The sequence below is a fragment of the Streptomyces sp. NPDC006140 genome (genome assembly GCF_040628815.1).
Lineage (GTDB): Bacteria > Actinomycetota > Actinomycetes > Streptomycetales > Streptomycetaceae > Streptomyces.
This window is the reverse complement of sequence record NZ_JBEXTS010000001.1, coordinates 417,355-440,312: the sequence shown is the minus strand read 5'-3', so window position 1 is coordinate 440,312 and position 22,958 is coordinate 417,355. Positions and strand designations below refer to the sequence as shown.

General features: G+C 69.9%; 19 protein-coding genes. 13 read left to right on the top strand and 6 right to left on the bottom strand.

What is annotated here, in order from left to right; all coding sequences use genetic code 11:
- Positions 1–52: 52 nt before the first annotated feature.
- The 8 genes from ABZ386_RS02080 to ABZ386_RS02045 all read left to right on the top strand — a co-directional run bounded on the left by ABZ386_RS02080 (position 53) and on the right by ABZ386_RS02045 (position 10,922).
- Positions 53–1,216 (top strand): mandelate racemase/muconate lactonizing enzyme family protein, encoded by a 1,164-nt coding sequence (locus tag ABZ386_RS02080; RefSeq protein ID WP_114252092.1) that lies wholly within the window; start codon positions 53–55, stop codon positions 1,214–1,216.
- Between the two features lie 61 nt (positions 1,217–1,277).
- Positions 1,278–2,282, top strand: coding sequence for an alcohol dehydrogenase catalytic domain-containing protein (locus ABZ386_RS02075; RefSeq protein ID WP_356499524.1), 1,005 nt, complete (start codon positions 1,278–1,280; stop codon positions 2,280–2,282).
- A gap of 129 nt (positions 2,283–2,411) precedes the next feature.
- On the top strand, positions 2,412–3,380 hold the full coding sequence (locus ABZ386_RS02070; RefSeq protein ID WP_355717347.1) for a hypothetical protein: 969 nt from the start codon (positions 2,412–2,414) through the stop codon (positions 3,378–3,380).
- Between the two features lie 140 nt (positions 3,381–3,520).
- Entirely contained in the window at positions 3,521–4,633 is a 1,113-nt protein-coding gene (gene chvE / locus ABZ386_RS02065; RefSeq protein ID WP_351332755.1) for a multiple monosaccharide ABC transporter substrate-binding protein, read from the top strand.
- A 47-nt stretch (positions 4,634–4,680) separates the two neighbouring features.
- The gene (mmsA, locus tag ABZ386_RS02060) at positions 4,681–6,231 is read left to right on the top strand and encodes a multiple monosaccharide ABC transporter ATP-binding protein (protein ID WP_114252096.1); all 1,551 of its coding nucleotides are present in this window, start codon (positions 4,681–4,683) and stop codon (positions 6,229–6,231) included.
- Complete coding sequence (mmsB, locus tag ABZ386_RS02055) at positions 6,228–7,472, top strand: multiple monosaccharide ABC transporter permease (RefSeq protein WP_351332759.1); 1,245 nt, start codon at positions 6,228–6,230, stop codon at positions 7,470–7,472. Before mmsA ends, mmsB begins: the two co-directional genes overlap by 4 nt.
- Positions 7,473–7,543: 71 nt before the next feature.
- The gene (locus tag ABZ386_RS02050; protein ID WP_351332762.1) at positions 7,544–8,692 is read left to right on the top strand and encodes an aldose epimerase family protein; all 1,149 of its coding nucleotides are present in this window, start codon (positions 7,544–7,546) and stop codon (positions 8,690–8,692) included.
- Between the two features lie 175 nt (positions 8,693–8,867).
- Positions 8,868–10,922, top strand: a complete 2,055-nt coding sequence (locus ABZ386_RS02045) for a histidinol-phosphate transaminase (protein ID WP_358963191.1) — start codon at positions 8,868–8,870, stop codon at positions 10,920–10,922.
- Positions 10,923–11,011: 89 nt separating this feature from the next.
- Here ABZ386_RS02045 and ABZ386_RS02040 read toward each other — a convergent pair whose 3' ends face one another.
- From ABZ386_RS02040 to ABZ386_RS02030, 3 genes are all read right to left on the bottom strand, one after another.
- Positions 11,012–12,448, bottom strand: coding sequence for a family 43 glycosylhydrolase (locus ABZ386_RS02040; protein ID WP_358963189.1), 1,437 nt, complete (start codon positions 12,446–12,448; stop codon positions 11,012–11,014).
- Positions 12,430–13,425 carry an arabinan endo-1,5-alpha-L-arabinosidase gene (locus ABZ386_RS02035; protein ID WP_358963187.1) on the bottom strand — a complete coding sequence of 332 codons (996 nt, stop codon included), beginning with the start codon at positions 13,423–13,425 and terminating at the stop codon, positions 12,430–12,432. The genes ABZ386_RS02040 and ABZ386_RS02035 overlap by 19 nt, the downstream gene beginning before the upstream one ends.
- Before the next feature lie 95 nt (positions 13,426–13,520).
- Positions 13,521–14,027 carry an ATP-binding protein gene (locus ABZ386_RS02030; RefSeq protein ID WP_355713090.1) on the bottom strand — a complete coding sequence of 169 codons (507 nt, stop codon included), beginning with the start codon at positions 14,025–14,027 and terminating at the stop codon, positions 13,521–13,523.
- A 130-nt stretch (positions 14,028–14,157) separates the two neighbouring features.
- On the opposite strand from ABZ386_RS02030, the gene ABZ386_RS02025 reads away from it, so the two are divergent.
- Entirely contained in the window at positions 14,158–15,000 is an 843-nt protein-coding gene (locus ABZ386_RS02025; RefSeq protein ID WP_355713093.1) for a helix-turn-helix transcriptional regulator, read from the top strand.
- On the top strand, positions 14,997–15,179 hold the full coding sequence (locus tag ABZ386_RS02020) for a DUF397 domain-containing protein (RefSeq protein WP_351332777.1): 183 nt from the start codon (positions 14,997–14,999) through the stop codon (positions 15,177–15,179). The genes ABZ386_RS02025 and ABZ386_RS02020 overlap by 4 nt, the downstream gene beginning before the upstream one ends.
- 25 nt (positions 15,180–15,204) lie before the next feature.
- Here ABZ386_RS02020 and ABZ386_RS02015 read toward each other — a convergent pair whose 3' ends face one another.
- Positions 15,205–16,044 carry an arginase family protein gene (locus tag ABZ386_RS02015; RefSeq protein WP_358963184.1) on the bottom strand — a complete coding sequence of 280 codons (840 nt, stop codon included), beginning with the start codon at positions 16,042–16,044 and terminating at the stop codon, positions 15,205–15,207.
- 64 nt (positions 16,045–16,108) lie between these two features.
- Positions 16,109–16,660 (bottom strand): YciI family protein, encoded by a 552-nt coding sequence (locus tag ABZ386_RS02010; RefSeq protein WP_358963182.1) that lies wholly within the window; start codon positions 16,658–16,660, stop codon positions 16,109–16,111.
- Between the two features lie 191 nt (positions 16,661–16,851).
- Between ABZ386_RS02010 and ABZ386_RS02005 the strand changes: the two genes are divergently transcribed.
- On the top strand, positions 16,852–17,688 hold the full coding sequence (locus ABZ386_RS02005; RefSeq protein WP_355713166.1) for an alpha/beta hydrolase: 837 nt from the start codon (positions 16,852–16,854) through the stop codon (positions 17,686–17,688).
- Between the two features lie 159 nt (positions 17,689–17,847).
- Here ABZ386_RS02005 and ABZ386_RS02000 read toward each other — a convergent pair whose 3' ends face one another.
- Positions 17,848–18,501, bottom strand: a complete 654-nt coding sequence (locus ABZ386_RS02000; protein ID WP_351332786.1) for a DUF4360 domain-containing protein — start codon at positions 18,499–18,501, stop codon at positions 17,848–17,850.
- 288 nt (positions 18,502–18,789) lie between these two features.
- Here ABZ386_RS02000 and ABZ386_RS01995 point away from each other — a divergent pair, with 288 nt between their 5' ends.
- Positions 18,790–21,759 (top strand): beta-galactosidase, encoded by a 2,970-nt coding sequence (locus ABZ386_RS01995; protein WP_358963180.1) that lies wholly within the window; start codon positions 18,790–18,792, stop codon positions 21,757–21,759.
- A gap of 91 nt (positions 21,760–21,850) precedes the next feature.
- On the top strand, positions 21,851–22,951 hold the full coding sequence (locus ABZ386_RS01990; RefSeq protein ID WP_351332791.1) for a hypothetical protein: 1,101 nt from the start codon (positions 21,851–21,853) through the stop codon (positions 22,949–22,951).
- Positions 22,952–22,958 lie beyond the last annotated feature (7 nt).

The following is a 22,958-nucleotide window of genomic DNA, read 5'->3' as shown; positions in this document are numbered from 1 at the left end:
AACTGAATGACTGACGGAAACTGAGCCGACGAACCTGCGAGGGACTACCGCCGTGCGCATCACCGGAATCAGCACACACGTGGTCGGGACGCCGTGGCGCAACCTGACGTACGTCCAGGTGCACACCGACGAGGGGATCACCGGAGTCGGCGAGACCCGGATGCTGGGACACACCGACGCCCTGCTCGGTTACCTGAAAGAGGCCGAGGTCAACCACATTCTCGGATCCGACCCGTTCGCTGTCGAGGACCTCGTCAAGCGGATGAAGTACGGCGACTACGGCCGTGCGGGCGAGATCGTGATGTCGGGTATCGCCGTGATCGAGATGGCCTGCTGGGACATCAAGGGCAAGGCCCTCGGCGTCCCCGTCTGGCAGCTGCTGGGCGGCAAGGTCACCGACAAGGTCAAGGCGTACGCCAACGGTTGGTACACCACCGAGCGCACCCCGGAGGCGTACCACAAGGCCGCCCAGGGGGTCATGGAGCGCGGCTACCGGGCGCTCAAGATCGACCCCTTCGGCACCGGCCACTTCGAGCTGGACCACGAGCAGACCCTGTACGCCGTCTCCCTGATCGAGGCGGTCCGCGACGCCATCGGCCCCGAGGCCGAGCTGATGCTGGAGATGCACGGCCGCTTCTCCCCGGCCACGGCCGTGCGCCTGGCCAAGGAGCTGGCGCCGTTCAAGCCGGCGTGGCTGGAGGAGCCGGTCCCGCCGGAGAACCTCAAGGCGCTGGAGAAGGTCGCGGCGAAGGTCGACATGCCGGTCGCCACGGGTGAGCGCATCCACGACCGGATCGAGTTCCGCGAGCTGTTCGAGAGCCAGGCCGTGGACATCATCCAGCCGGACGTCGGCCATATCGGTGGTATCTGGGAGACCCGGAAGCTCGCCGCGACCGCCGAGACCCACTACATGCTGGTGGCCCCCCACAACGTGGGCGGCTCGGTCCTGACCGCCGCGAGCCTCCAGGTCGGCTTCACCTCGCCGAACTTCAAGATCCTTGAGCACTTCAACGACTTCGCGGACGCGGAGATCAAGAAGGTCGTCAAGGGCGCGCCTCAGGTGAACCCGGAGGACGGCTGCTTCCACCTGTCCGACGCCCCGGGCCTCGGCGTGGAGCTGGACGTGGACGCCGCCGCGGAGTTCCCGCAGCAGCAGGCCCGTTTCGACCTCTGGGCGGAGGGCTGGGAGCAGCGCAAGCCCAAGGGCACTCAGTGACCGTCCGGCACCCGGAAACCCGGAACCGGCGACCGAAACCTTCGAAACCCCCAGGAGCGACGTGAGCACCGCGGTAGTGATCGACGCGCCGGGCGAGCACCGTCTCGTCCCGCACGAGCCACGGCGGCCCGAGGCCGGCGAGGCCCTGGTGCGCGTCCACGCCTCCGGGATCTGCGGCAGCGACCGCGAGGTCTACCAGGGCAACCGCCCCGAGGGTTACGTGCGTTATCCGCTCACCCCGGGCCACGAGTGGTCCGGGACGGTGGAGGCGGTGGGTGCCGGTGTCCCCGAGTCCCTCGTCGGCCGCAAGGTCGTCGGTGAGGGCTTCCGCAACTGCCAGGTCTGCGACCGCTGCCACGCGGGCGAGACGACCCTGTGCACGGCCGGGTACGAGGAGACCGGGTTCACCCAGCCGGGTGCCATGGCGGCCACGCTGACCCTCCCGGCCCGCCTCCTGCACGCCCTCCCGGACGAGTGCGACCTCACCGCCGCGGCCCTCCTGGAGCCCGCCGCCTGTATCGCGGCGGCGGCGCTGAAGGGGAACGCCCAGCCGGGCGAGCGGGTCGCCGTGGTCGGTACGGGGACGCTCGGCATGTTCGCCGTGCAGTTCCTGAAGGCGAACTCGCCGGGCGAGCTGCTGGTCGTCGGCACCCGCCGGGACCGTGAGGCGCTGTCGCGGCAGTACGGCGCGACGGACTTCCGGACGAAGGACCAGGACCTCCCGGACGACTTCGACGTGGTGATCGAGACGGCCGGGTCCGCGGACGCCGCGCGGATCTCCGCCGCCCTGCTCCGGCGCGGCGGCCGGCTGGTCCTGACCGGTATCCCGGCCCCGGGTGCCGACGGTCTCGACCCGACCGACCTCGTCGTGCGGCAGCTGGAGGTGCACACCGTCTTCGGTGCTCCGCCGGACGCCTGGGCGCACACGGTGCGGGTGTTCGCCGCCGGTCTGCTCGACCCGCTGCCGCTGGTGACGCACGAGCTGCCGCTCGCCGAGTTCTCGCAGGCCATCGACCTGGTGGGAGCTGGCGATCCGAAGGTGGGCAAGGTGCTGCTCCGCCCCTAGACGTACGCCGGTACGGGGGCAACCTGACGGCTCCCGTACCGGCGTACACCCAAGCCCCGCCCCTGCCCGGGCCCAGCTCCACCCCGAGCCGCGAACCTCGTCCGAAATATCGAACCGAAGGACTTTCCTGTGACCGACGCTTCCACCACGGCAGCCCGCAGGCCCGGTGAGCAGGCGCTCACCACACTCGGCCTGAACGCGCCCGCCCTCGACCCCGCCGACGCCTCGCCGCACTCCTTCCCCGGCGGCGGCCGCTGGCGCACCGAGATCCCCTCGTGCGAGGGCCCCGAGGCACTGGCGGTGGTCCTGAAGGAGGCCTCGCGGCTGGACGTGCCGATCCACCGGATCAGCCAGGGCAGCGGCGTGTGGATGCTGACCGACGCCGAGATCACCGAGATGGTGGAGGCGACGGCCGAACGCGACATCGAGCTCTGCCTGTTCACCGGCCCGCGCGGCACCTGGGACATCGGCGGCTCCACGCGCACCGACTCGCGGGGGGCCGGACTGCGCGCCCGCGGCCACGACGCCGTCGCCGGTTGCGTCGAAGACGCGGTCAGAGCCACGGAGTTGGGGGTCAAGTGCCTCCTCGTCGCCGACGAGGGCGTGCTGTGGACGCTGCACCGGGCCCGCGCGGCCGGCATCATCCCGGCCGACACCACGCTCAAGGTGAGCGCGCTCATCGGCCCCGTCAACCCGGCGGCGTACGCGGTGTACGAGCGGCTCGGCGCCGACTCGGTGAACGTGCCGAGCGATCTGACGCTCGATCACCTCACCGAGATCCGCCGGGTGTCCGGCGCCCCCATGGACATGTACATCGAGGCGCCCGACGACCTCGGCGGCTACGTCCGGATGTACGAGGTCGCCGAGCTGATCCGGCGCGGCGCACCGCTCTACCTGAAGTTCGGCCTGTCCAAGGCGCCCGGGATCTACCCCTACGGGCACCACATGCGGGAGCTGACCCTCGCCACCGCCAAGGAGCGCGTGCGGCGTGGCCGGCTCGCCCTGGATCTCCTGGCCCGTCACGGAGCGGACGGCGACATGGCGCCGCTCGGTTCGCGACTGCCCGGCGATCTGCAACGGTTCGAGATCTCGTCATAACGTTCCGGCTACTCGCCTTCACAAAAGAAGACACAGCCGACCACAATCCGACACATCTCTTCTCGGTCTTTCCGGCCTGACCCCCCGGAGCGACTTCGCGCCCCAGACCGAGCCCTGCACACAGATCAAGGATGATGATCATGCGTAACCGCAGAGCCGCCCTCGCCGCCATAGCCGGAGCCGCGTCCCTCGCCCTGACCCTGTCCGCCTGCGGGCAGGACAGCAAGGGCGGCAGCGAGGAGAGCGGGGACAGCGCCAAGGGCGGCACCATCGGCATCGCGATGCCGACCAAGTCCTCCGAGCGCTGGATCGCCGACGGCAACAACGTCAAGAAGGACCTGGAGTCCAAGGGCTACAAGACCCAGCTCGTCTACGGCGAGGACGACCCGGACCAGCAGGTCTCACAGATCGAGAACCTGATCACCCAGGGTGTGAAGGCGCTGATCGTCGCGGCCATCGACAACAAGTCGATGAACAACGTGCTCCAGCAGGCCAAGGACGCGAACATCCCGGTCATCTCCTACGACCGCCTGATCCTCGGCACGCAGAACGTCGACTACTACGCCTCCTTCGACAACGAGAAGGTCGGCGAGCTCCAGGGCACCTACATCGTCGAGAAGCTCGGCCTGAAGGACGGCTCCAAGAAGGGCCCGTTCAACATCGAGCTGTTCGCCGGCTCCAACGACGACAACAACACCCGCTACTTCTTCCAGGGCGCGATGAACGTCCTGCAGCCCTACATCAACAAGAAGCAGCTCGTCGTCCGCTCCGGCCAGACCAAGCTCAACCAGGTCACGACCCTGCGCTGGGACGGCGGCACCGCCCAGAAGCGCATGGACGACATCCTGACCTCGGCGTACAAGACCGAGCGCGTCGACGCCGTCCTCTCGCCCTACGACGGCATCTCCATCGGCATCCTCTCGGCGCTGAAGTCCGACGACTACGGCTCCAAGAGCAAGCCGCTGCCGGTCGTCACCGGCCAGGACGCCGAGGTCGCCTCGGTGAAGTCGATCATCGCCGACCAGCAGTCGATGACCGTCTACAAGGACACCCGCCAGCTCGCCAAGGTCGCCTCCAACATGGTCGACGCGCTGCTGAACGACAAGAAGCCCGAGGTCAACGACACCAAGACCTACGACAACGGCGCGAAGGTCGTCCCGGCGTACCTGCTGGAGCCGGTCGCCGTCGACAAGAGCAACTACCAGAAGGAAGTCGTCGACTCCGGCTACATCAAGGAAAGCGACCTGAAGTAACCGCCGCCGACCGACCGACGATTCACCACTGATTGGAAGGCACGACCATGGCGGGACCCGTCCTGGAAATGCGCTCGATCGTCAAGACCTTTCCCGGCGTCAAGGCGCTGTCGAACGTCACGCTGACCGTTCGGCAGGGCGAGGTCCACGCCATCTGCGGGGAGAACGGCGCCGGCAAGTCGACCCTCATGAAGGTCCTCTCCGGCGTCCACCCGCACGGCACCTACGAGGGAGACATCCTCTTCGAGGGGGAGGTCTGCCAGTTCAAGGACATCCGGGCCAGCGAAGAGCGCGGCATCGTGATCATCCACCAGGAGCTGGCCCTGGTGCCCTACCTCTCCCTCGCGGAGAACATCTTCCTCGGCAACGAGCACGCCACGCGCGGGATCATCAGCTGGACCGAGACCCTGCGCCACGCCAGCGAACTGCTGCGCCGGGTCGGCCTGTCCGACCACCCGGACACCCGCGTCGCCGACATCGGCGTGGGCAAGCAGCAGCTCGTGGAGATCGCCAAGGCCCTGTCGAAGAAGGTGAAGCTGCTCATCCTGGATGAGCCGACCGCCGCCCTGAACGACGAGGACAGCGGCAAACTCCTGGATCTGATCCTGGAGTTGAAGAAGCAGGGCATCACCTCGATCATCATCTCCCACAAGCTCAACGAGATCCGCAAGGTCGCCGACTCGGTGACGATCCTCCGCGACGGCCAGACCATCGAGACCCTCGATGTGAAGGCCCCGGAGACCACCGAGGACCGGATCATCAGCGGCATGGTGGGCCGCGACCTGGAGAACCGCTTCCCGGAGCGGTCGCCGCACGAGCCCGAGGAGGGCGTCGCGCCCGCCCTGGAGATCCGCAACTGGACGGTGCACCACCCGATCGACCAGCAGCGCAAGGTGTGCGACGACGTGTCGCTGCACGTGCGGCGCGGGGAGATCGTCGGCATCGCCGGGCTGATGGGCGCCGGCCGCACCGAACTCGCCATGAGCGTCTTCGGACGGACGTACGGCCGGTACGCGGGCGGCACGGTCCTCAAGGACGGCACGGAGATCCGCACCAAGACCGTCCCCGAGGCGGTCAAGCACGGCATCGCCTACGTCACCGAGGACCGCAAGCACTACGGCCTGAACCTCATCGACACCATCAACCGCAACATCTCGCTGACCGCCCTGGGCAAGGTCGCCAAGCACGGTGTGGTCGACGAGCACGAGGAGCGGCAGGTCGCCGAGAGCTTCCGCAAGTCCATGAACATCAAGGCGCCGACCGTCTTCGAGCCGGTGGGCAAGCTGTCCGGCGGCAACCAGCAGAAGGTCGTCCTCAGCAAGTGGATCTTCTCGGGTCCGGACGTGCTGATCCTGGACGAGCCGACGCGCGGCATCGACGTCGGCGCCAAGTACGAGATCTACACGGTCATCGACCAGCTGGCCGCCCAGGGCAAGGCGGTCGTCTTCATCTCCTCCGAGCTGCCCGAGCTGCTCGGCATGTGCGACCGCATCTACACGATGGCCGCGGGACGGCTGACGGGTGAGTTCTCGAGGGCCGAGGCCTCCCAGGAATCGCTGATGCGTCAGATGACGAAGGACAAAGAGGTATCCCGATGAGCACGGACGTGACCGCCAAGACGCCGGCCCCCGCGCCGCCCGGCAAGGGAGGGGCGGCCACCGGCGACGGACTGTTGCAGCTGGTGCTGGACGGCATGCGCCGCAACATGCGGCAGTACGGCATGCTGATCGCGCTGGGCCTGATCGTGGTCCTGTTCGCCGTGTGGACCGACGGCGACCTGCTGCTGCCGCGCAACGTCTCCAACCTGGTGCTGCAGAACAGCTACATCCTGATCCTCGCGATCGGCATGATGCTGGTCATCATCGCGGGCCACATCGACCTGTCGGTCGGCTCGCTGACGGCGTTCGTCGGATCGATGGCCGCCGTGTTCATGGTCAAACAAGACATGCCCTGGCCGGTCGCCGTGGTGCTGTGCCTGGCCGTGGGCGCGGCCGCGGGTGCCATCCAAGGATTCTTCATCGCCTACGGCGGCATACCGTCGTTCATCGTGACCCTGGCGGGCATGCTGATCTTCCGCGGTCTGACGGAGATCTTCCTGGAGGGCCAGACCCTCGGCCCGTTCCCGGAGGGGCTGCAGAAGGTCGCCAACGGCTTCCTGCCGGAGGTCGGCCCGAACACCAACTACCACAACCTCACCCTGCTGCTGGGCTTCGCGATGATCGCCTTCGTGATCTTCCAGGAGGTCCGTGACCGCAAGCGGCAGCAGGAGTTCAACCTGGACGTCCCGCCCACCAAGCTGTTCCTGCTGAAGCTGGTCGCGATCGGCGCCGCGGTGCTGACGCTGACCATGCTGCTGGCCAGCTACAAGGGCGCCCCGATCGTGCTGCTCATCCTGGGCGTGCTGCTCGTCGGCTTCGGCTACGTGATGCGCAACGCGATCATCGGCCGCCACATCTACGCGATCGGCGGCAACCTCCCGGCGGCCAAGCTGTCGGGCGTGAAGGACAAGAAGGTCACCTTCCTGGTCTTCCTGAACATGGGCATGCTCGCGGCCCTGGCGGGTCTGGTCTTCGCCGCCCGCTTCAACGCGGCCTCTCCCAAGGCCGGCCTCAACTTCGAGCTGGAGGCGATCGCGGCCTCGTTCATCGGCGGCGCGTCGATGAGCGGCGGTGTCGGCACCGTCCTCGGCGCGATCATCGGTGGCCTGGTCCTGGGCGTGCTGAACAACGGTATGAACCTCGTCGGCATCGGCACCGACTGGCAGCAGGTCATCAAGGGCCTGGTGCTGCTGGCGGCGGTCGGGTTCGACGTGTGGAACAAGCGCAAGGTCGGTTCGTAATCGGACCGGGCCCCGCCGGAAGGCGGGGCCCGGCTCTTTCCCAGCAGTTTCCCAATGAGGTGGAGCCGCACATGGAACTGAACAGACGCACGGTCATCGCGGGAGCAGCGGCGGCGGGCATGGCCGCCACCACGCTCGGCGGCACGGCGCACGCCACGGGAGGCAGGAAGCCGGTGAAGACGCTCTTCGGCAAGCTCGCCGACGGCACCAAGATCTACAGCTGGTCGCTGGAGAACGGCGGCACCCGCCTGAAGGTCCTCTCCTACGGCGGCATCGTCCAGTCCCTGGAGATCCCCGACCGCCGCGGCCGCTACGCCAACGTCTCCGCGGGCTTCGACAACATCGAGGACTACGTCGCCAAGAGCCCGTACTTCGGCGCCCTGATCGGCCGGTACGGCAACCGCATAGGCAAGGGCAAGTTCACGCTGGACGGCAAGGCCTACCAGCTGTCCGTCAACGACGGCGAGCAGAGCCTGCACGGCGGCGCCAAGGGCTTCGACAAGCGCGTCTGGGACATCGAGCCGTTCGTGAAGGGCTCCGATGTCGGCCTGTACCTGTACTACACCAGCGTCGACGGGGAGATGGGCTACCCGGGCACCCTCAAGACGAAGGTCACGTACACCCTCACCAAGCACGGCGACTGGCGCATCGACTACGAGGCCACCACCGACAAGGCCACCGTCGTCAACCTCACCAGCCACGTCTACTGGAACCTGGCCGGCGAGGGCAGCGGCACCATCGAGGACCACGAGCTGCACATCGCCGCCTCCCGCTACACGCCCACCGACTCGGGCCTCATCCCCACGGGCGAGCTGGCCAAGGTCGCGGGCACCCCCTTCGACTTCCGCAAGGCCAAGCCGATCGGCCGGGACATCCGCGTCTCCCACCCGCAGCTGGTCACCGCCAAGGGCTTCGACCACAACTGGGTCCTCGACAAGGGCATCACCGCCCGGCCCGAGCACGTCGCCACCCTGCGCGACCCCGCCTCCGGCCGCACGATGAAGATCGCCACGAACGAGCCGGGCCTGCAGTTCTACTCCGGCAACTTCCTCGACGGCACGCTCACCGGCCCGTCCGACCGCGTCTACCGGCAGGGCGACGCGCTGTGCCTGGAGACGCAGCACTTCCCGGACTCGCCGAACAAGCCGTCGTTCCCGTCGACGGTGCTGCGCCCCGGCCAGACGTACCGCACGACGACGATCCACTCGTTCGGCTGCTGACGCCGGCCAGTGACAACCCTTCACAGGTGACACACATCTCCTGACCGGTTTCCCGACGGTTGAACGGTGTCACGGTGGCCTCCGTATCCAAGGGCGGCCCGCGCTCCCCCGCGCGGGCCGCCCTTGAACGTCGGGTCCGGCCGTCCCCAACGGACCCGCCTCATACGGAGGTTCCATGGCCGACAACGTCACGTCGCTGTTCCGCAGTACCGCGGCCCACAGCCCGTCGATGGCGGCTCTGACACGCGAGGGCGGCGAGGGAGCCGGCCCCGTGGACTTCTGTATCCCCTGCAACCCGTACTTCCCCACCCCGGCCATGTTCGACGACATGGCGGGCAGGCTGCGCGACATCATCACGTACTACCCGAGCAGCGCCGACACCATCACGGCCGAGCTGTGCAGCCTGCTCCAGCTCCCGCCGCAGTGCGTGGCCATGGGCAACGGCTCCACCGAGCTCATCACCTGGATCGACCACCTGCTCGTCCGCGAGTCCCTCGCCGTCCCCGTCCCCACCTTCGGCCGCTGGACCGACCAGCCGATGGAGACCGGCAAGAGGGTCGACATGTTCCCGCTCCAGGAGTCCAGCGGCTTCGCCCTCGACCTCGCCCAGTACGCCGAGTTCATCCGCGCCAGAGGGACGCGGGTGGCGGTGATCTGCAACCCGAACAACCCCGACGGCGGCTTCCTGCACAAGCACGCCATCGTGCAGTTCATGGACGCCATGGCCGACCTGGACCTCGTCGTCATCGACGAGTCGTTCCTGGAGTTCGCGGACGCCGAGGCCGAGCCGTCCGTCGTCCAGGAGGCGATGCTGCGGCCCAACGTCATCGTGCTGCGCAGCCTCGGCAAGAACTTCGGCCTGCACGGCATCCGCTTCGGCTACCTCGTCGCCAACCCGGCCCTCGCCGGGCGGGTCCGCTCCATGCTGCCCAAGTGGAACCTCAACTCCTTCGCCGAACACGTCGTCTTCATGCTCAAGGAGCACGGCGCCGAGTACGCGCAGAGCCTGACGCAGGTGCGCCGCGACCGCCTCGACATGGCCTCGCAGCTCTCCGCGCTGCCCGGGCTGACGGTCTACCCGTCGCAGGGCAACTTCCTCTTCGTGCGCCTCCCCGTGGGTGCCGAGGGCACCGTGGTCCGGGACCGGATGCTCACCGAGCACCGGATCCTGGTCCGCGAGTGCGGCAACAAGATCGGTTCGTCCAGCCGCTTCCTGCGGCTCGTGGTGCGCCCCCAGGTGGACGTGCGTCGCCTGGTGTCCGGCCTGGAACAGGTGCTCTACGGGACGTCCAGGAGGGGAGCCGCCGTACCCGAGCTGGGCAACGGGACCAGCTACAGCTCGGGTACGGCGGCAGTGGACCGGCTGGTGAGCGAGACGAACGGCTCGGGAATGCGGGGGCTTGCGGCGCAGGCCATGGGGGCGGGGGCCGCCGCCGGGGGGCCGGGGCCCGCCGCGGCTCCGGCCGCCGCGAGTGCGGGCCTCGGCGGCCCGGGCCTCGCCCCCGCACCGGCGGCAGCGACCACCGGCGGCCCCGGACTCGCCCCGGCGCCTGCGCCTGGGGGCACGGGTACAGGTTCCGGGCTCGCCCCCGCGCCTGCGCCCGGGGGCATGGGCACGGGCCCCGGACTCGCCCCCGCGCCTGCGCCCGGGGGCATGGGCACGGGCCCCGGACTCGCCCCCGCGCCTGCGCCCGGGGGCATGGGTACGGGTTCCGGGCTCGCGCCCGCGCCGGCGGCCGCGGGCATGGGGACGGGCCCTGGGCTCGCCCCGGCGCCTGCGCCCGGGGGCATGGGCACGGGCCCCGGGCTCGCCCCCGCGCCTGCGCCCGCCCCGGCCCCCGCCCCGGCCGCCGGCATCGGCATGCCGCTCCCCGCCGCCGCGTCCGCCGTTCCGGCGGGTGCGGGTGGTGGGATGCCGATGCCGGCCGCGGCGCAGCTGCCGCAGTCGCAGCCGATGCCCCAGCCGCAGATGCCTCAGCCGCAGGTGCCCCGGCCGCAGGTGCCGCAGCCGGCGGCTCCGCAGCCGATGGCCGCGCCCGCACCGCCCCTGGCCCCCGTGGCCCAGGCCCCGGCGCCGGCTCCCGCTCCGTTCACCGGGCCGACGCCGCCCGGTGTTCCGGCGCGGGGTGGTCTGACGGCCGCGCAGGTGCGGGGGACCAACGGGCTGTCACCGGCCCCGGCCACGGGGTGGCCCGCCGCGCAGAGCTGGCCCAACGCGGCGACCGGGTGACAGCGCCTTCTCGCCGTAGCGGTTTCTGTGAGTGGGCGGGCGCGGGGGGTGTTGTGGTTGTTCGCGCAGTTCCCCGCGCCCCTAGGGTGTTAAACCGCCGTCAGTTTCCATTGCTGGCAGGTGTTGTTGAGCCAGGTCCACTGGCGTACGTCCGCGCTGTCCGCAGTCGAGCAGTCGGTGACGTCGGCGACCTTGCCCGTGGCCTTGTTGACGATGCGGACATAGCCACCGTCGGTCGCCACGAACTGGAACCGCTGGCAGGTGTTGTTCAGCCACGACCACTGGCGCAGATCGGCACCGTCGGCGGCCGAGCAGTCGGCGGTGTCGAGGACCTTGCCGGTGGCGACGTTGACCAGGCGGTGGGTGTCGTCGCCGAGGTCCTCCAGGCGCCAGCGCTGGTTGCCGTCGCCGTTGCAGGTGTACTGCGCGACGTTGGCTCCGTCGGCCGGTGAACCGCCCGCCACGTCCAGGCACTTGCCGCTGTTGCGGTTGGTGACGGTGTAGGTCGTCGAGGCGGCGGCCGGCTCTCCGGAAGGCCCGGGCAGAGAGGCGCCCAACCGCACCGGGGTGCCGAAGTTCGGCGTGCCGTCGGAGTTCCAGGTGAACTTCTGGGCCCGGGTCGTACGGCCGTTGTCGCAGCCCTCGCTCGCGCTGTCGTTGGCGTGGTAGACGATCCAGTTCTCCCGGCCGTCCGGTGAGGTGAAGAAGCCGTTGTGGCCGGGCCCGTACACCCCGTTGGCGTCGCTGCGCTGGAAGACGGGCGTGGACTTCTTCGTCCAGGAGGACGCGGAGAGCGGGTTGGAACCGGTCAGTTCCAGTTGGCCCAGTTTGTAGTCGGGCGTCCAGCAGCCGCTCGCCGAGTAGATGAGGAAGGTGCGGCCGTTGCGCTGGAGTACCTCCGCGCCTTCGTTGACCGTGCCGCCCTGGCGTTCCCAGGCGTACGTCGGTGTCGAGATCGTCGAGTAGGCGCCGCTGACGGTGTACGGGTTGGACATCGGGGCGATGACGAGGTTCTGCGTCCCGCCCGTGACGGCGCTGCCCAGCATGTACAGCCGGCCGTTCACGTTCAGCACGCTCGGGTCCAGCATCCACACGTTGCTGAGCTGTCCCTTGTAGGTGTACGGCCCCATGGGGTCGGCGCCGGCGCTCTCCAGCACGTGGCTGCGCTGCGTCGGGTTGTAGTCGGACACGTTCTGCCCGGCCACGTAGTACAGGTACCAGCGGCCGTTGAGGAAGTGCAGCTCGGGCGCCCAGATGTTGCAGCAGCGGGAGGCGGCGTCGCCCTTCCAGACCTGCACACTGGGCGCGGTGGCGAGCCCGGCCAGGGTGGCGGACTTGCGGATGGTGATGACGTCGGTCCAACTCGTCGTCACCAGGTAGTAGTTGCCGTCGTGGTACGAGATCCAGGGGTCGGCGCCCTTGACGGACTTGACGGGGTTCGTGAAGGAGGCGGCGCTCGCGGAGGGCTGGCCGAGCCCGACCGCGAGCAGCAGGGCCGCCAGCAGGGTCAGTAGGCGACGGGCCATCCGCTGCTCCAGTTCAGGAGGTTGATGCCGAGCTTGGGCGTGCCGTTGGCGTTGCCGTCGTAGTAGTGGTAGACGATCAGGTCGCCGTCGGCGTCCTTCAGGATCGACTGTCCGCCGGGGCCGATGACGCTGCCGTGCGATTCGAGGACGGGTGTGCCGCCGTTGTTCATCAGGTCGACGCCGTTCTTGTCGCGGTAGGGCCCGGTGATGCTGGACGCCCGCCCGACCTTGACCTTGTACGTCGAGCTGGTCCCGTTGCAGCAGGTGTCGTACGAGGCGAAGAGGTAGTAGTAGCCGTTCCTCTTGACGATGAAGGGCGCCTCGACCGCCTTGGTCCCGGTGGGACGGGAGGCGAGCGAGTGCCGGGGGGTGTTGGAGGAGAGCTGCTTCCCGGTGGACGGGTTGATCTGGATCATCTTGATCCCGGTCCACCAACTGCCGAACGACAGCCACCACTTGCCGTCGTCGTTCACGAAGAGGTTCGGGTCGATGGCGTTGAAGTCGCTGGAGGAGTTCGAGGTGTAGACCGTCCCCTGGTCGGTCCAGCTGCCCGGCTGGCCGGTGCTGGAGGTCGCGAGGCCGATGGCGGACGTGTTCGAGCCGAACTTCGAGACGGAGTAGTACATCAGGTACTTGCCGCCCTGGTACGAGATGTCCGGCGCCCAGGCCTCCGGGACGGACGAGTAGTTCCGCCACCAGCTCGGCCGGCTGGAGAAGGCGTCGGCGCCGTTTCTGAAGGCGGTGCGGTCACTGCTGGTCTTGTTGGCGATGCCGCCGCCGGTGGCGTAGAGCAGGTACTGGCCGGACGAGGTGCGGATCATCGACGGGTCGTGGGTGACGACGTCGCCGGTGACGCGGCCGGGGTTGGGGTACGCCGACGCCGTGCTCGGGATCAGGGCGAGCAGGGCTGCGGTGGGGAGGGCGAGCAGGGCGGTTCGCCTGCGGAGGGGGCGGGGCGTGCGGGGACTGCGGCTCATGCGGGTCCTCCTTGCGGTGGGGGTGAATACGCCGTGCGACATCTCGAACAGCGATCGCAAGTTCGAACGGACCGTAGAATCGAACACCTTGCGCGTCAATGGTCCGCGCAGCACCTGTCACCGAGTGCCGGGTCGCGGGATGACAGGGCCGGCCACCCCGGCACATCGACCTCGGCACGGACGGTCTTGCCCAGGGGCTCCCGGTCGAGCACCTCCCACCGGTCGGCGAGCGCGTCGACCAGGACGAACCCCCGCCCGTGCTCATCGAGGGGCCGGGGCGGCCGCACGGCCCCCGGAGCGGGCGGACGCGGTGGCCCGCTGCGGGTGTCGGCGACCTCCACCCGGACGCTGCCCGTGAGGAGCGCCAGCCGCAGTTCGAAGTCCCGGCCGGGCACGCGCCCGTGCGTCACGGCGTTGGCCGCCAGCTCGGCCACGATCACGCCGACCGCGTCGGAGACGTCCGTCCCGTAGGGGATGCCCCAGCTGTGGAGCTGGTTCAGCGTGAGGTGGCGGGCGAGACGGGCACCGCGCGGGGTGGAACTGAAACGCTGCCTGAACACACGTACGGTAACCGGGCTTTGGGAGGCGGACTGTGACGTCATGCGCCCAATCTGGCGGCTGGGAAGGGCGATTCTCCAGGCCGACGCCGCGTACGCTGCGGCAGCGTACGCGGTGACGGACTGGACAGTACCGGTGACTACCCGTGACGATTCGTGCGGGAGGTGACCGACGGTGGTCGATGGCGCGGTGGGGACGAACACGAACGGCGAGCCGGAGTCGTCCGACAGTCTGCGGACGTTCGGAGCGGTGGTCCAGGGCTTGCGCGAACACGCGGGGCTGAGCCGGGAGGAGTTCGGGGAACTGGTGCGGTTCTCCAAACATACGGTGGCTTCGGTGGAGTTGGGGCGTCGGATGCCGGATGCCGAGTTCGTGCAACGTGCGGAGGAGGTGTTCGGGAGGACGGGGGCGTTGCAGAGGGCGGCGGAGTGTCTGGAGCGACAGCCGGGGTTGGCGGCTTGGTTTCGGCGGTGGGCTGCGTTGGAACAGACCGCCATCACCATGTGCACGTACGAGTGCCGCATGGTTCCCGGCCTGTTGCAGACGCAGGCTTACATCCGGGCTCTCGCCGCCGACAACCTGCCGCCACTCGCCGACCAGCAGATCGAGGAACGGTGGGCAGCACGAGCCGAGAGGCAGAAGCTGCTGTGGGAGCGACCGAATACCGCGTTCAGCTTCATCGTCGAGGAGCACGCGTTCCTGCGCTGCACAGGCGGCAGGGCAGTAACGCGGGACCTCATCGACCACGTGCTGAAGAGCTCCCAGCTACGCAACGTCGAGATCCAGGTGATGCCGCTGGTGCGCGAATCCCACTCGGGACTCCAAGGCCCGTTCCACCTGCTGGAAACACCGGAGAACCAGTGGTTCGCCTACCTCGAAGGACAAGAGAGCGGTCAGCTTGTCACCGACCGGAAAGTGGTCAGCGTGCTCCAGAGGAGGTATGCCAGGATGCGTGCACAGGCTCTCTCCCTCGAAGACTCGGTGAGCCTGTTGCAGCGCATGCGAGGAGACCTATGAACACCAGCGAACTGGCCTGGTACAAGTCTAGTTACAGCAGCAGCGCTTCCGGCGACTGCCTGGAGGTCGCCAGCAACCCGGACACGATCCACATCCGGGACTCGAAGAACCGCCAAGGCCCCGAACTCCACCTCTCCCCCACCGCCTGGTCCGCCTTCCTCACGCACGCCGCCAAGTAGCCGCCGGGACCGCCCGCTTCGCTGCTCAGCCCCGGGCGGTCCCGAACAGCCCGTCCACGATCCGCCGCAGTACGGCCTCCTCCTGACCGGTGTCCTCGCCCCGCTCGTACTCGGTCAGCGCGAGACCGGCGAGGGTGAACTCCTGCGTCAGCGCCCGCACCGCCCCCAGCAGGTCGTCGACGTCGAGACCCCCGGGTTCCGGTGTGCCGACGGCCGGGAAGACCCGCGGGTCGAGGACGTCGAGGTCGATGTGGACGTACACCGCTTCGGCGCCGGTCGCGCGCACGGCCGCCAGGAGCGGACCCGGTTCGGTCAGCCGCTCGACACCGACGTGCCGGATGCCGCGGCGCTCGACGAGGTCCCGCTCGCCCGGGTCCAGGGACCGGGCCCCCGCCAGCACCACGCGGTCGGCCGACAGGCTCCGCACGGGGCGCAGGCCCTGAGGTCCGTCGCCGATGAGTGCGCGCAGCACCATGCCGTGGAAGGCGCCGGAGGGCGACGACTCCGGGGTGTTGAGGTCTGCGTGCGCGTCGAACCACACCAGGGCCAGCCGGTCGCCGAACACGGAGAGCGCGGTCTCGACGGGGGCGAGATCGACCCCGCAGTCGCCGCCGACGGTCACGACGGTGTCGCCCGCCGGAACCCCGGCCAGTGCCTCGCGCACGGCGTGCAGGTGCCGCTCCAGCACGTCGGCGTTCCGTACGCCGCCCCGCGCGTTCCCGACGCCACTGTCGAGCGCGACCGCACACCGCCGGCCTTCGGGCATCAGCTCGGCCAGCCGGGCGGCCCCACCGCGCAACCGGCCGGCGGTCGCCGCCCCCGATCCCTGCCACTGGGCCACCTCGAGTACGACAAGACCGGACACGGGGATCTCCTCTCCACGGTGATCAACACAGCCTATGAGCGGTGGGGACCCGCCGCTCGGTTCCTCACCGCCGCCCGCCGAACTCCCAGTCATGGACCTCGACCTCGGCGTACCGCCCCGAGGTCAGCACCGCACGGGCCGCCTCCGCGTCCGCGGCCCGCACCAGTGCCGCCGTACCCACCCACACGGCACCGTCGTCGGACAGCAGCGGCCCGTACGCGATCAGTTCGTCCCGCAAGGCGCCCGGCACATCGAGGTCGGCACCGTCCCCCGTGCCGAACCCGAGCACGAGGTACCGCTTCCCGTCCGTCCGCCCACCGGGAAACTCCCACATGGTCCGCCCCAGCAGATTCCGCCACCGCCGCAGCAGCACGTCCCGGTATGCCCCGGCCTGGTAGTTGGGCTCGTCGAAAGCGAAGGCACGGGCGGCAGTGGCATCGGGGAGGTCGACGATGTGGACACTCCCGGTAGGCGTCTCCCCATCCGCAGCAAAGGTCGGTCCCCGGGCGATCAACTCCGTCTCGTACCGGTCCATGTAGGCCCAGTGCGCCTCGCCCAACTCCATTCGCAGCGGCAGGGAACCGGGCCGGTCGCGGTGGTAGCAGAAGAACTCCATGGCTCAGGATCTTTCCCCATGCCTCGGCCAAGTCGTCCACCAGCAACCGTCCTGGCTGCCCCTTGCGTGATCAGCGACGAACCTTCATTATCAGGAATCCTGATACTTTAAGTTTGTAGCGATGGGGTCCAGCCATGTCATTCAGGCCCAGAATCCAGGCCAGAGGGGTTCAGCTGCTGCTCGGCCGAATGATGAGCCGCGTGCACAAGGATCTGCGCTTCACCGACATCCCGAAGCGCACGGAATCGATCCGGGTGGAGACCGGCGCCGGACCGGTGACGTGCACCGTCTACCGCCCGCCGGCCGACACCGCAGCCCCAGCCCCCGTGTACGTCAACTTCCACGGCGGCGGGTTCGTGATCGCCCGCCCCCAGCAGGACGACCACATCTGCCGCTACATAGCCGCCACGGCCGGCTGCGTGGTGATCAACGTGGACTACGCCGTCGCCCCGCGGCGGCCGTACCCCGCCCCCGTCACCCAGGCGTACGACGTCACCGCCTGGGTGGCCGAGAACGGCGCCGCCAACAACTGGGACGGTTCGCGACTCGCCGTGGGCGGACACAGCGCCGGGGCCAACCTGACCGCCGCGGTCTGCCGCACCGCTCGGGACCGCGGCACCTTCACGCCCCGCCTCCAGATCATCGACTCGGCACCGCTCGACCAACTCGCCGACCCGGCCACCAAGCAGTCACCCATCGCCAAGCCCCTGCTCACCCCTCAGCTCATGCGGATCTTCACCGCCGCATACGTCCCCGATCCCGCCGACCTCGCCCATCCGCTGGTGTCGCCCGGACTGGCCGACGACCTCGCCGGGCTGCCGCCCGCCCTGGTCATCACCGCGGAGCACGACCGCCTGCGCGACGAGGGCGACGCGTACGCCAAGGCCCTGGAAGCCGCCGGCGTACCGGTCACCCACCGTTGCTTCGAGGGTGTCGACCACTACTTCACCCACACCGGCCCGGTACCGGCCGGGAAGGAAGCCATCGATCTGATGGCCACCACCCTGCGCACGGCACTCACCGCCTGACCGCCGACAGAGGCCGACTCCTGCTCCGACCCTCGGTGTACGCGCTCGCTCATGGTCGACGGCGGGCTGCTCTGGGCGCTGTTCTCCCGGCCCTTCATCGAAGAGATCAACTGAAGGGGCGGCCCGCCGGACCCGGTCGGCGGGCCGCCCCTCACCCCGTCAGGACTTCTTCGGGCACTCCTTCCACGCCATGTGGTACACCGTGCTGATGTCCCCGTCCGTCGAGTCCATCGTCATGAAGCTGACCTTGTCGGCCGCCTGCGTACCGGCGTTCACCCGGATCTCGGTGTTGATGTTGAAGTTGCGCTGGACTCCGCAGGGCGCGTAGACGAGTTGGGCCCAGTCCGTCTCGTCGGTGGCCTGCCAGTTGTCGTTGTAGGGGCCGTTGAAGGGGTGGTTCCGGTACACCGTGCTGGGCGAGCCCTGGAAGTAGTACGAGGCTCGCTGTGTCGCGCTCGCGCCGCGCTGGAGCGAGGCGAAGCCGCGGTAGTCGGCGCTGGCGATGGCGTACGTGAAGCCCTGCGGCACGTGGACGATCAGGCTGAGCTGGCAGTTCCTGCGGAACGCGGTGGGGTCGGAGCCCCCGCCGGCCTGGGCGAGGTAGTCGCTGTAGGTCACCGTGAAGGCCGTGTTGTCCTCGGAGACGGCGACCGCCGCGGTGCCCTGGGGGCAGCCGGAGCCGTTCACGGTGGCGACCTTGATGACGATCTTGTCCGGGGGCGGGTCGACGAACCCGGAGGACGGGGATTGCGCGGGAAGTGCGCTGGTGAGCAGCGCGGCGATCGCGCCGCTCAGGAGCAGGCCACCGGCCATGGTTCTCCCATCCGTTCGTGGGGGGTGGATCAGTGAGGGTGGATCTCGATGGACATGCGCATGACAAGGAGACAGCGCACGCACCCCCAGCCTGTGACCATTTCATGGAGGAGCTGTGAAGGCCGGGAGCGGTCGCATCGTACGCAGCGGAGCGGGGGTCGGCCAGGTCGGTCTCCGGCCATTCACACCACCGGTGATTCACAGCGGCCCTGCCCGCCGGGCGAGCGGTGTCCCCGGGCGCATAAGGTGCCTTTCACTACGGCATGCAGCACAACAGGAGGCGCTCCCTTGGAGCTCAGCAGGCGTACCTTCCACGCTCTCGCCGGCACGGCGGCGCTCGGCTTCGCGCTGACCGGCAGCGGGTCGCCGACCTCCGCCAACCCGGCACGGACCGCGCCCACGGGCCCGCCGCCTCCGGTGCCGGGCGCGGACGGCCGGCGGCACACGATCGGCTTCGACCGGTACTCGCTGCTGGTCGACGGCCGGCGTCTGGTGCTCTGGTCGGGCGAGCTGCACCCCTTCCGGCTGCCGAGCCCGTCGCTGTGGCGGGACGTGCTGGAGAAGATGCGCGCGCACGGCTACAACGCCGTGAGCGTGTACGTCGCCTGGAACTACCACTCCCCCGCGCCCGGCCGCTACGACTTCACCGGGGTGCGTGATCTGGACCTGTTCCTGCGCACGGCCGCCGAGACCGGCCTGTACGTGATCCTGCGGCCCGGCCCGTACATCAACGCCGAGGTCGACGCGGGCGGCTTCCCCGGCTGGCTGACCGCCACCGAGGGCCGGGCCCGCACCTCCGACCCGACGTATCTGCGGTACGTCGACGAGTGGCTGACCGCCGTCAACGCCATCGTCGCCAAACGGCTGTTCACGCGGGGCACGGGCACGGTCCTGCTGTACCAGATCGAGAACGAGTACGACGCCCACGCCGACGACCCGACCGGGCGTGCCTACATGTCGTACCTGTACGAGAAGGTCCGCGCCGACGGCATCGACGTACCGCTGTTCCACAACGACAAGGGGCGCAACGGGTACTGGGCGCCCGGGTCGTTCCGCACCGGCGGCGAGAAGGGGCGGTGGCTGTACGGGTTCGACGGGTATCCGGAGCCGGACCAGGTGCCGCCCGACTGGGGGCACTTCGGGCCCGGCGGGGCGAAGGGCGGGGCCACGGCCAGTCCACGCACGCCCGGGTTCGTGCCGGAGTTCGGCGGGGGCTGGTTCGACCCGTGGGGCGGGTCCTGGTTCGACGGCAAGGGGTACGCCGAGGCGCGCCGGACCCGGGACGCGGCGTACGAGCGACGCTTCTACCTCACCAACCTCGCCAACGGCATCACCCTGCACAACGTCTACATGACGTTCGGCGGCACCTCCTGGGGCTGGCTGCCCGCGCCGGCCGTCTACACCTCGTACGACTACGGGGCCGCCTTCGACGAGGCCCGCAACGCCACCCCGAAGCTCGCCCCGATGCACCAGATCGGGCAGTTGCTGCGGCATGTGCCCGACCTGGCCAAGCTGAACCGGGCGAAGGACGTGCGCGCCGCCGACGAGCGGGTCAAGGTCTACCACCTGGCCAACCCGGACACCGGCGCCCATGTCTACGTCCTGCGCAACGACTCCGGCGAGGCGGTCTCCACGACGCTGCCCGACGCCGGGATCGACGTGCCGGTCACCGTCCCGGCGCGGGACGCCAAGCTGCTCGCCGCCGGGCTGAAGCTCGGGAAGCGGACGCTGGTGCACTCCACCGTGCAGCCCATGGTGAGCCTGACGGCCGGGCGGCAGGACATCGCCGTCTTCGCGGGCCGCCGGGGCGAGATGGCGCAGGTCGTGCTGGAGTGCGCGGACGAGCCGACGCCCATGCGGCTGGACGCGGAGCCCGCCTGGGCCTACAACCTCGGCAAGCTGAACATCACGGCTCCGCTCGGCGCGGGCGGGCTGAGCCGGGTGCGGGTCGAGGGCGACGGCGTGGACACGCCGATGCTGGTGCTGTTCGCCGACGACGCGACCGCCCTGCGGCTGTGGCCCTACGAGACGCCGTCCGGCCCGCTCCTCGTCTACGGACCGGCCCTGCTGCGCTCGGCCGAGCTGCGCGGCTCCACCGTCCACCTCACCGGCGACACCATCGGCGAGACCGGCCTGGAGGTGTGGGGGCCGCGCGGGATCACCCATGTCACCTGGAACGGCCGCCCGGTCCCCTGCCGGATCAGCGCCTCCGACAGCCTGCTGGCGCTGAAGCCGCTGCCCGGCGTGACCCGGCCGGCCCTGCCCGCCCTGCACGGCTGGCGGCGACGGACCGAGAACCCGGAGGCCGCACCCGACTTCGACGACTCGGACTGGACGACGGCCGACAGGACGACGACCTTCAGCACCACGCCCGTGCCCGACGGGCAGCCCGTCCTCTTCGCCGACGACTACGGCTTCCACTACGGCGACGTCTGGTACCGGGGCGAGTGGACGGACGACAGCGCCGTCGAGTCCGTCTCCCTCTCCTACAGCACGGGCACGCAGGGCCTGCTGATGGCCTGGCTGGACGGCGAGCCGCTGGGCACGCACCGGATGCCGGTACCGGACAAGGACCGGGCGCGGCAGGGGACGTGGACCGCCAAGGCCACCTTCGGGCTGCCGAAGAAGCTGCGGAAGAGGTTCCGCGAGGAGCGCCGGGAGCGGCATGTGCTGTCCGTGCTCGTGCGGCCGATGCAGCACGACATGGACGGCAGGGCCCTCGACACGCACAAGGCCGCGCGCGGACTGACCGCCGTCACCTTCGAGGGCGCCTCCCCCGAGGTGACGTGGCGGATCCAGGGCGCGTCCGCGCCCGACCCCGTGCGCGGGCCGATGAACAACGGCGGGCTGTACGGGGAGCGCGAGGGCTGGCACCTGCCGGAGCACGACGACGAGGACTGGGACGAGACCGATTCGCTCCGGGCCGGGCGGAGGCAGGGCGTCACCTGGTACCGCACGGGCTTCCGGCTGGACGTGGACCCGGGCGTGGACGCCTCCGTCGGACTCGTCCTCGACGACGACCCGGACCGGGCCTACCGCGTGCAGCTCTTCCTCAACGGCTGGAACATGGGGCAGTACATCAACGACGTAGGGCCGCAGCACACGTTCGTGCTGCCGAACGGGATCCTGCGCACACGTGGTTCCAACACACTGGCCCTGGCGGTGCTGTCCGACGGAACCACACCGTCGGGGCCGAGGGACGTGCGGCTGACGCTGCTGGGCGCGGCGGCCGGAGGAGTGCCCGTCAAGCCGGTGTGACCGGATCGAGCCGTACCCGTGCCTTGCCTTCTCCGGGACGCTGGTTCACCGTGTGGGCCCTTCAGGGCTTTTCGACAGGGAGGGGAACCTCGTGCGAAGACGGCGTTTCATCACTGGGTTAGGCGCGGTGGCCGGGGCCGGGCTCGTCTCGGCGCGGGGCGGGGCGGCCTGGGCGGCCCCGGGTCCCCTGGGTGAGGCCCGCGAGTGGCAGGCCGTCACGGCCCCGGAGGCCGCCCCCGCGGCGCAGTTGCGGGCCGTGGCCGCCTCGGGTCCCGGCCTCGCCTGGGCCGTGGGCGAGGAGGGCCGCAGCGGCAGCATCCGGGGGAAGGCGCTGGCCCTCGTCTGGGACGGCACCGCCTGGCAGCGCACCAGCCCCGGCTTCAACGGTTACCTGGCCTCCGTCGCCGCCGCGTCCGACGGGTCCGCCTGGGCCGTCGGCGCCGACACCTCCGGCACCGCACACCTCCTCGCCTGGGACGGACGTGCCTGGCAGGAGACCGACTACCCCGGGCGCGGGACGACCGGGACCGACCTGGCCGCCGTCACGACCGGCCCCCGGGGCCACGTCTGGGTCTCCGGCCGGAACAGCGACGGCTCGGTGCTGCTGCACGGCCACCGCGGCAAGTGGACCTGGCTGGAGGCGCCCCCGGCCACGACCACCACCCCGCCGTACGGCATCCACCGCTCGCTCTGCGGCGACATCTGGGTCTACGACACCGCGCTCGTCGCCCGCTGGGACGGAGCGGCCTGGACCGTGCTGCCGTCACCCGGCGGCATCCGCGCCGGCTTCACCGGGCTGCTCCCGGTCGCCCGCGACGACATCTGGCTGACGGGCTACGACTACGGCATCGGCGGCCCGCCCGGCAAGCCCCCGGGCGTCCGGCTGCTGCACGGGGACGGCGCCTCCTGGGAGCACGTCAAGGCACCGTTCGGCGTCGGCATGCTGTCCGGCATCGTGGGCGACGCGCAGGGCCGGCCCGACCGGATCGCCGGCTGGGACTTCTGGGACCAGACCCGGGCCCACTACCTGCGCTGGGACGGCACGGCCTGGGTGAGCGAGCGGGGGCCGGTGGCCACGACCCCCGTCATCATGAACGCCCTGGCGAAGGTGCCGGGTTCGGACGGCTACTGGGCGGTGGGGACGACCTCGTCCTCGCCGTCCGAGACCGCCCGGCCCCGCATCGAACGCTGACCGGGCG

Excerpts from the sequence above, each read along its gene's own strand:
- chvE (WP_351332755.1), top strand. The coding sequence starts at position 3,521 with ATGCGTAACCGCAGAGCCGCCCTCGCCGCCATAGCCGGAGCCGCGTCC.
- mmsA (WP_114252096.1), top strand. The coding sequence starts at position 4,681 with ATGGCGGGACCCGTCCTGGAAATGCGCTCGATCGTCAAGACCTTTCCC.
- mmsB (WP_351332759.1), top strand. The coding sequence starts at position 6,228 with ATGAGCACGGACGTGACCGCCAAGACGCCGGCCCCCGCGCCGCCCGGC.
- ABZ386_RS02050 (WP_351332762.1), top strand. The coding sequence starts at position 7,544 with ATGGAACTGAACAGACGCACGGTCATCGCGGGAGCAGCGGCGGCGGGC.
- ABZ386_RS02045 (WP_358963191.1), top strand. The coding sequence starts at position 8,868 with ATGGCCGACAACGTCACGTCGCTGTTCCGCAGTACCGCGGCCCACAGC.
- ABZ386_RS02040 (WP_358963189.1), bottom strand. The coding sequence starts at position 12,448 with ATGGCCCGTCGCCTACTGACCCTGCTGGCGGCCCTGCTGCTCGCGGTC.
- ABZ386_RS02035 (WP_358963187.1), bottom strand. The coding sequence starts at position 13,425 with ATGAGCCGCAGTCCCCGCACGCCCCGCCCCCTCCGCAGGCGAACCGCC.
- ABZ386_RS02030 (WP_355713090.1), bottom strand. The coding sequence starts at position 14,027 with ATGACGTCACAGTCCGCCTCCCAAAGCCCGGTTACCGTACGTGTGTTC.
- ABZ386_RS02020 (WP_351332777.1), top strand. The coding sequence starts at position 14,997 with ATGAACACCAGCGAACTGGCCTGGTACAAGTCTAGTTACAGCAGCAGC.
- ABZ386_RS02010 (WP_358963182.1), bottom strand. The coding sequence starts at position 16,660 with ATGGAGTTCTTCTGCTACCACCGCGACCGGCCCGGTTCCCTGCCGCTG.
- ABZ386_RS02005 (WP_355713166.1), top strand. The coding sequence starts at position 16,852 with ATGAGCCGCGTGCACAAGGATCTGCGCTTCACCGACATCCCGAAGCGC.
- ABZ386_RS02000 (WP_351332786.1), bottom strand. The coding sequence starts at position 18,501 with ATGGCCGGTGGCCTGCTCCTGAGCGGCGCGATCGCCGCGCTGCTCACC.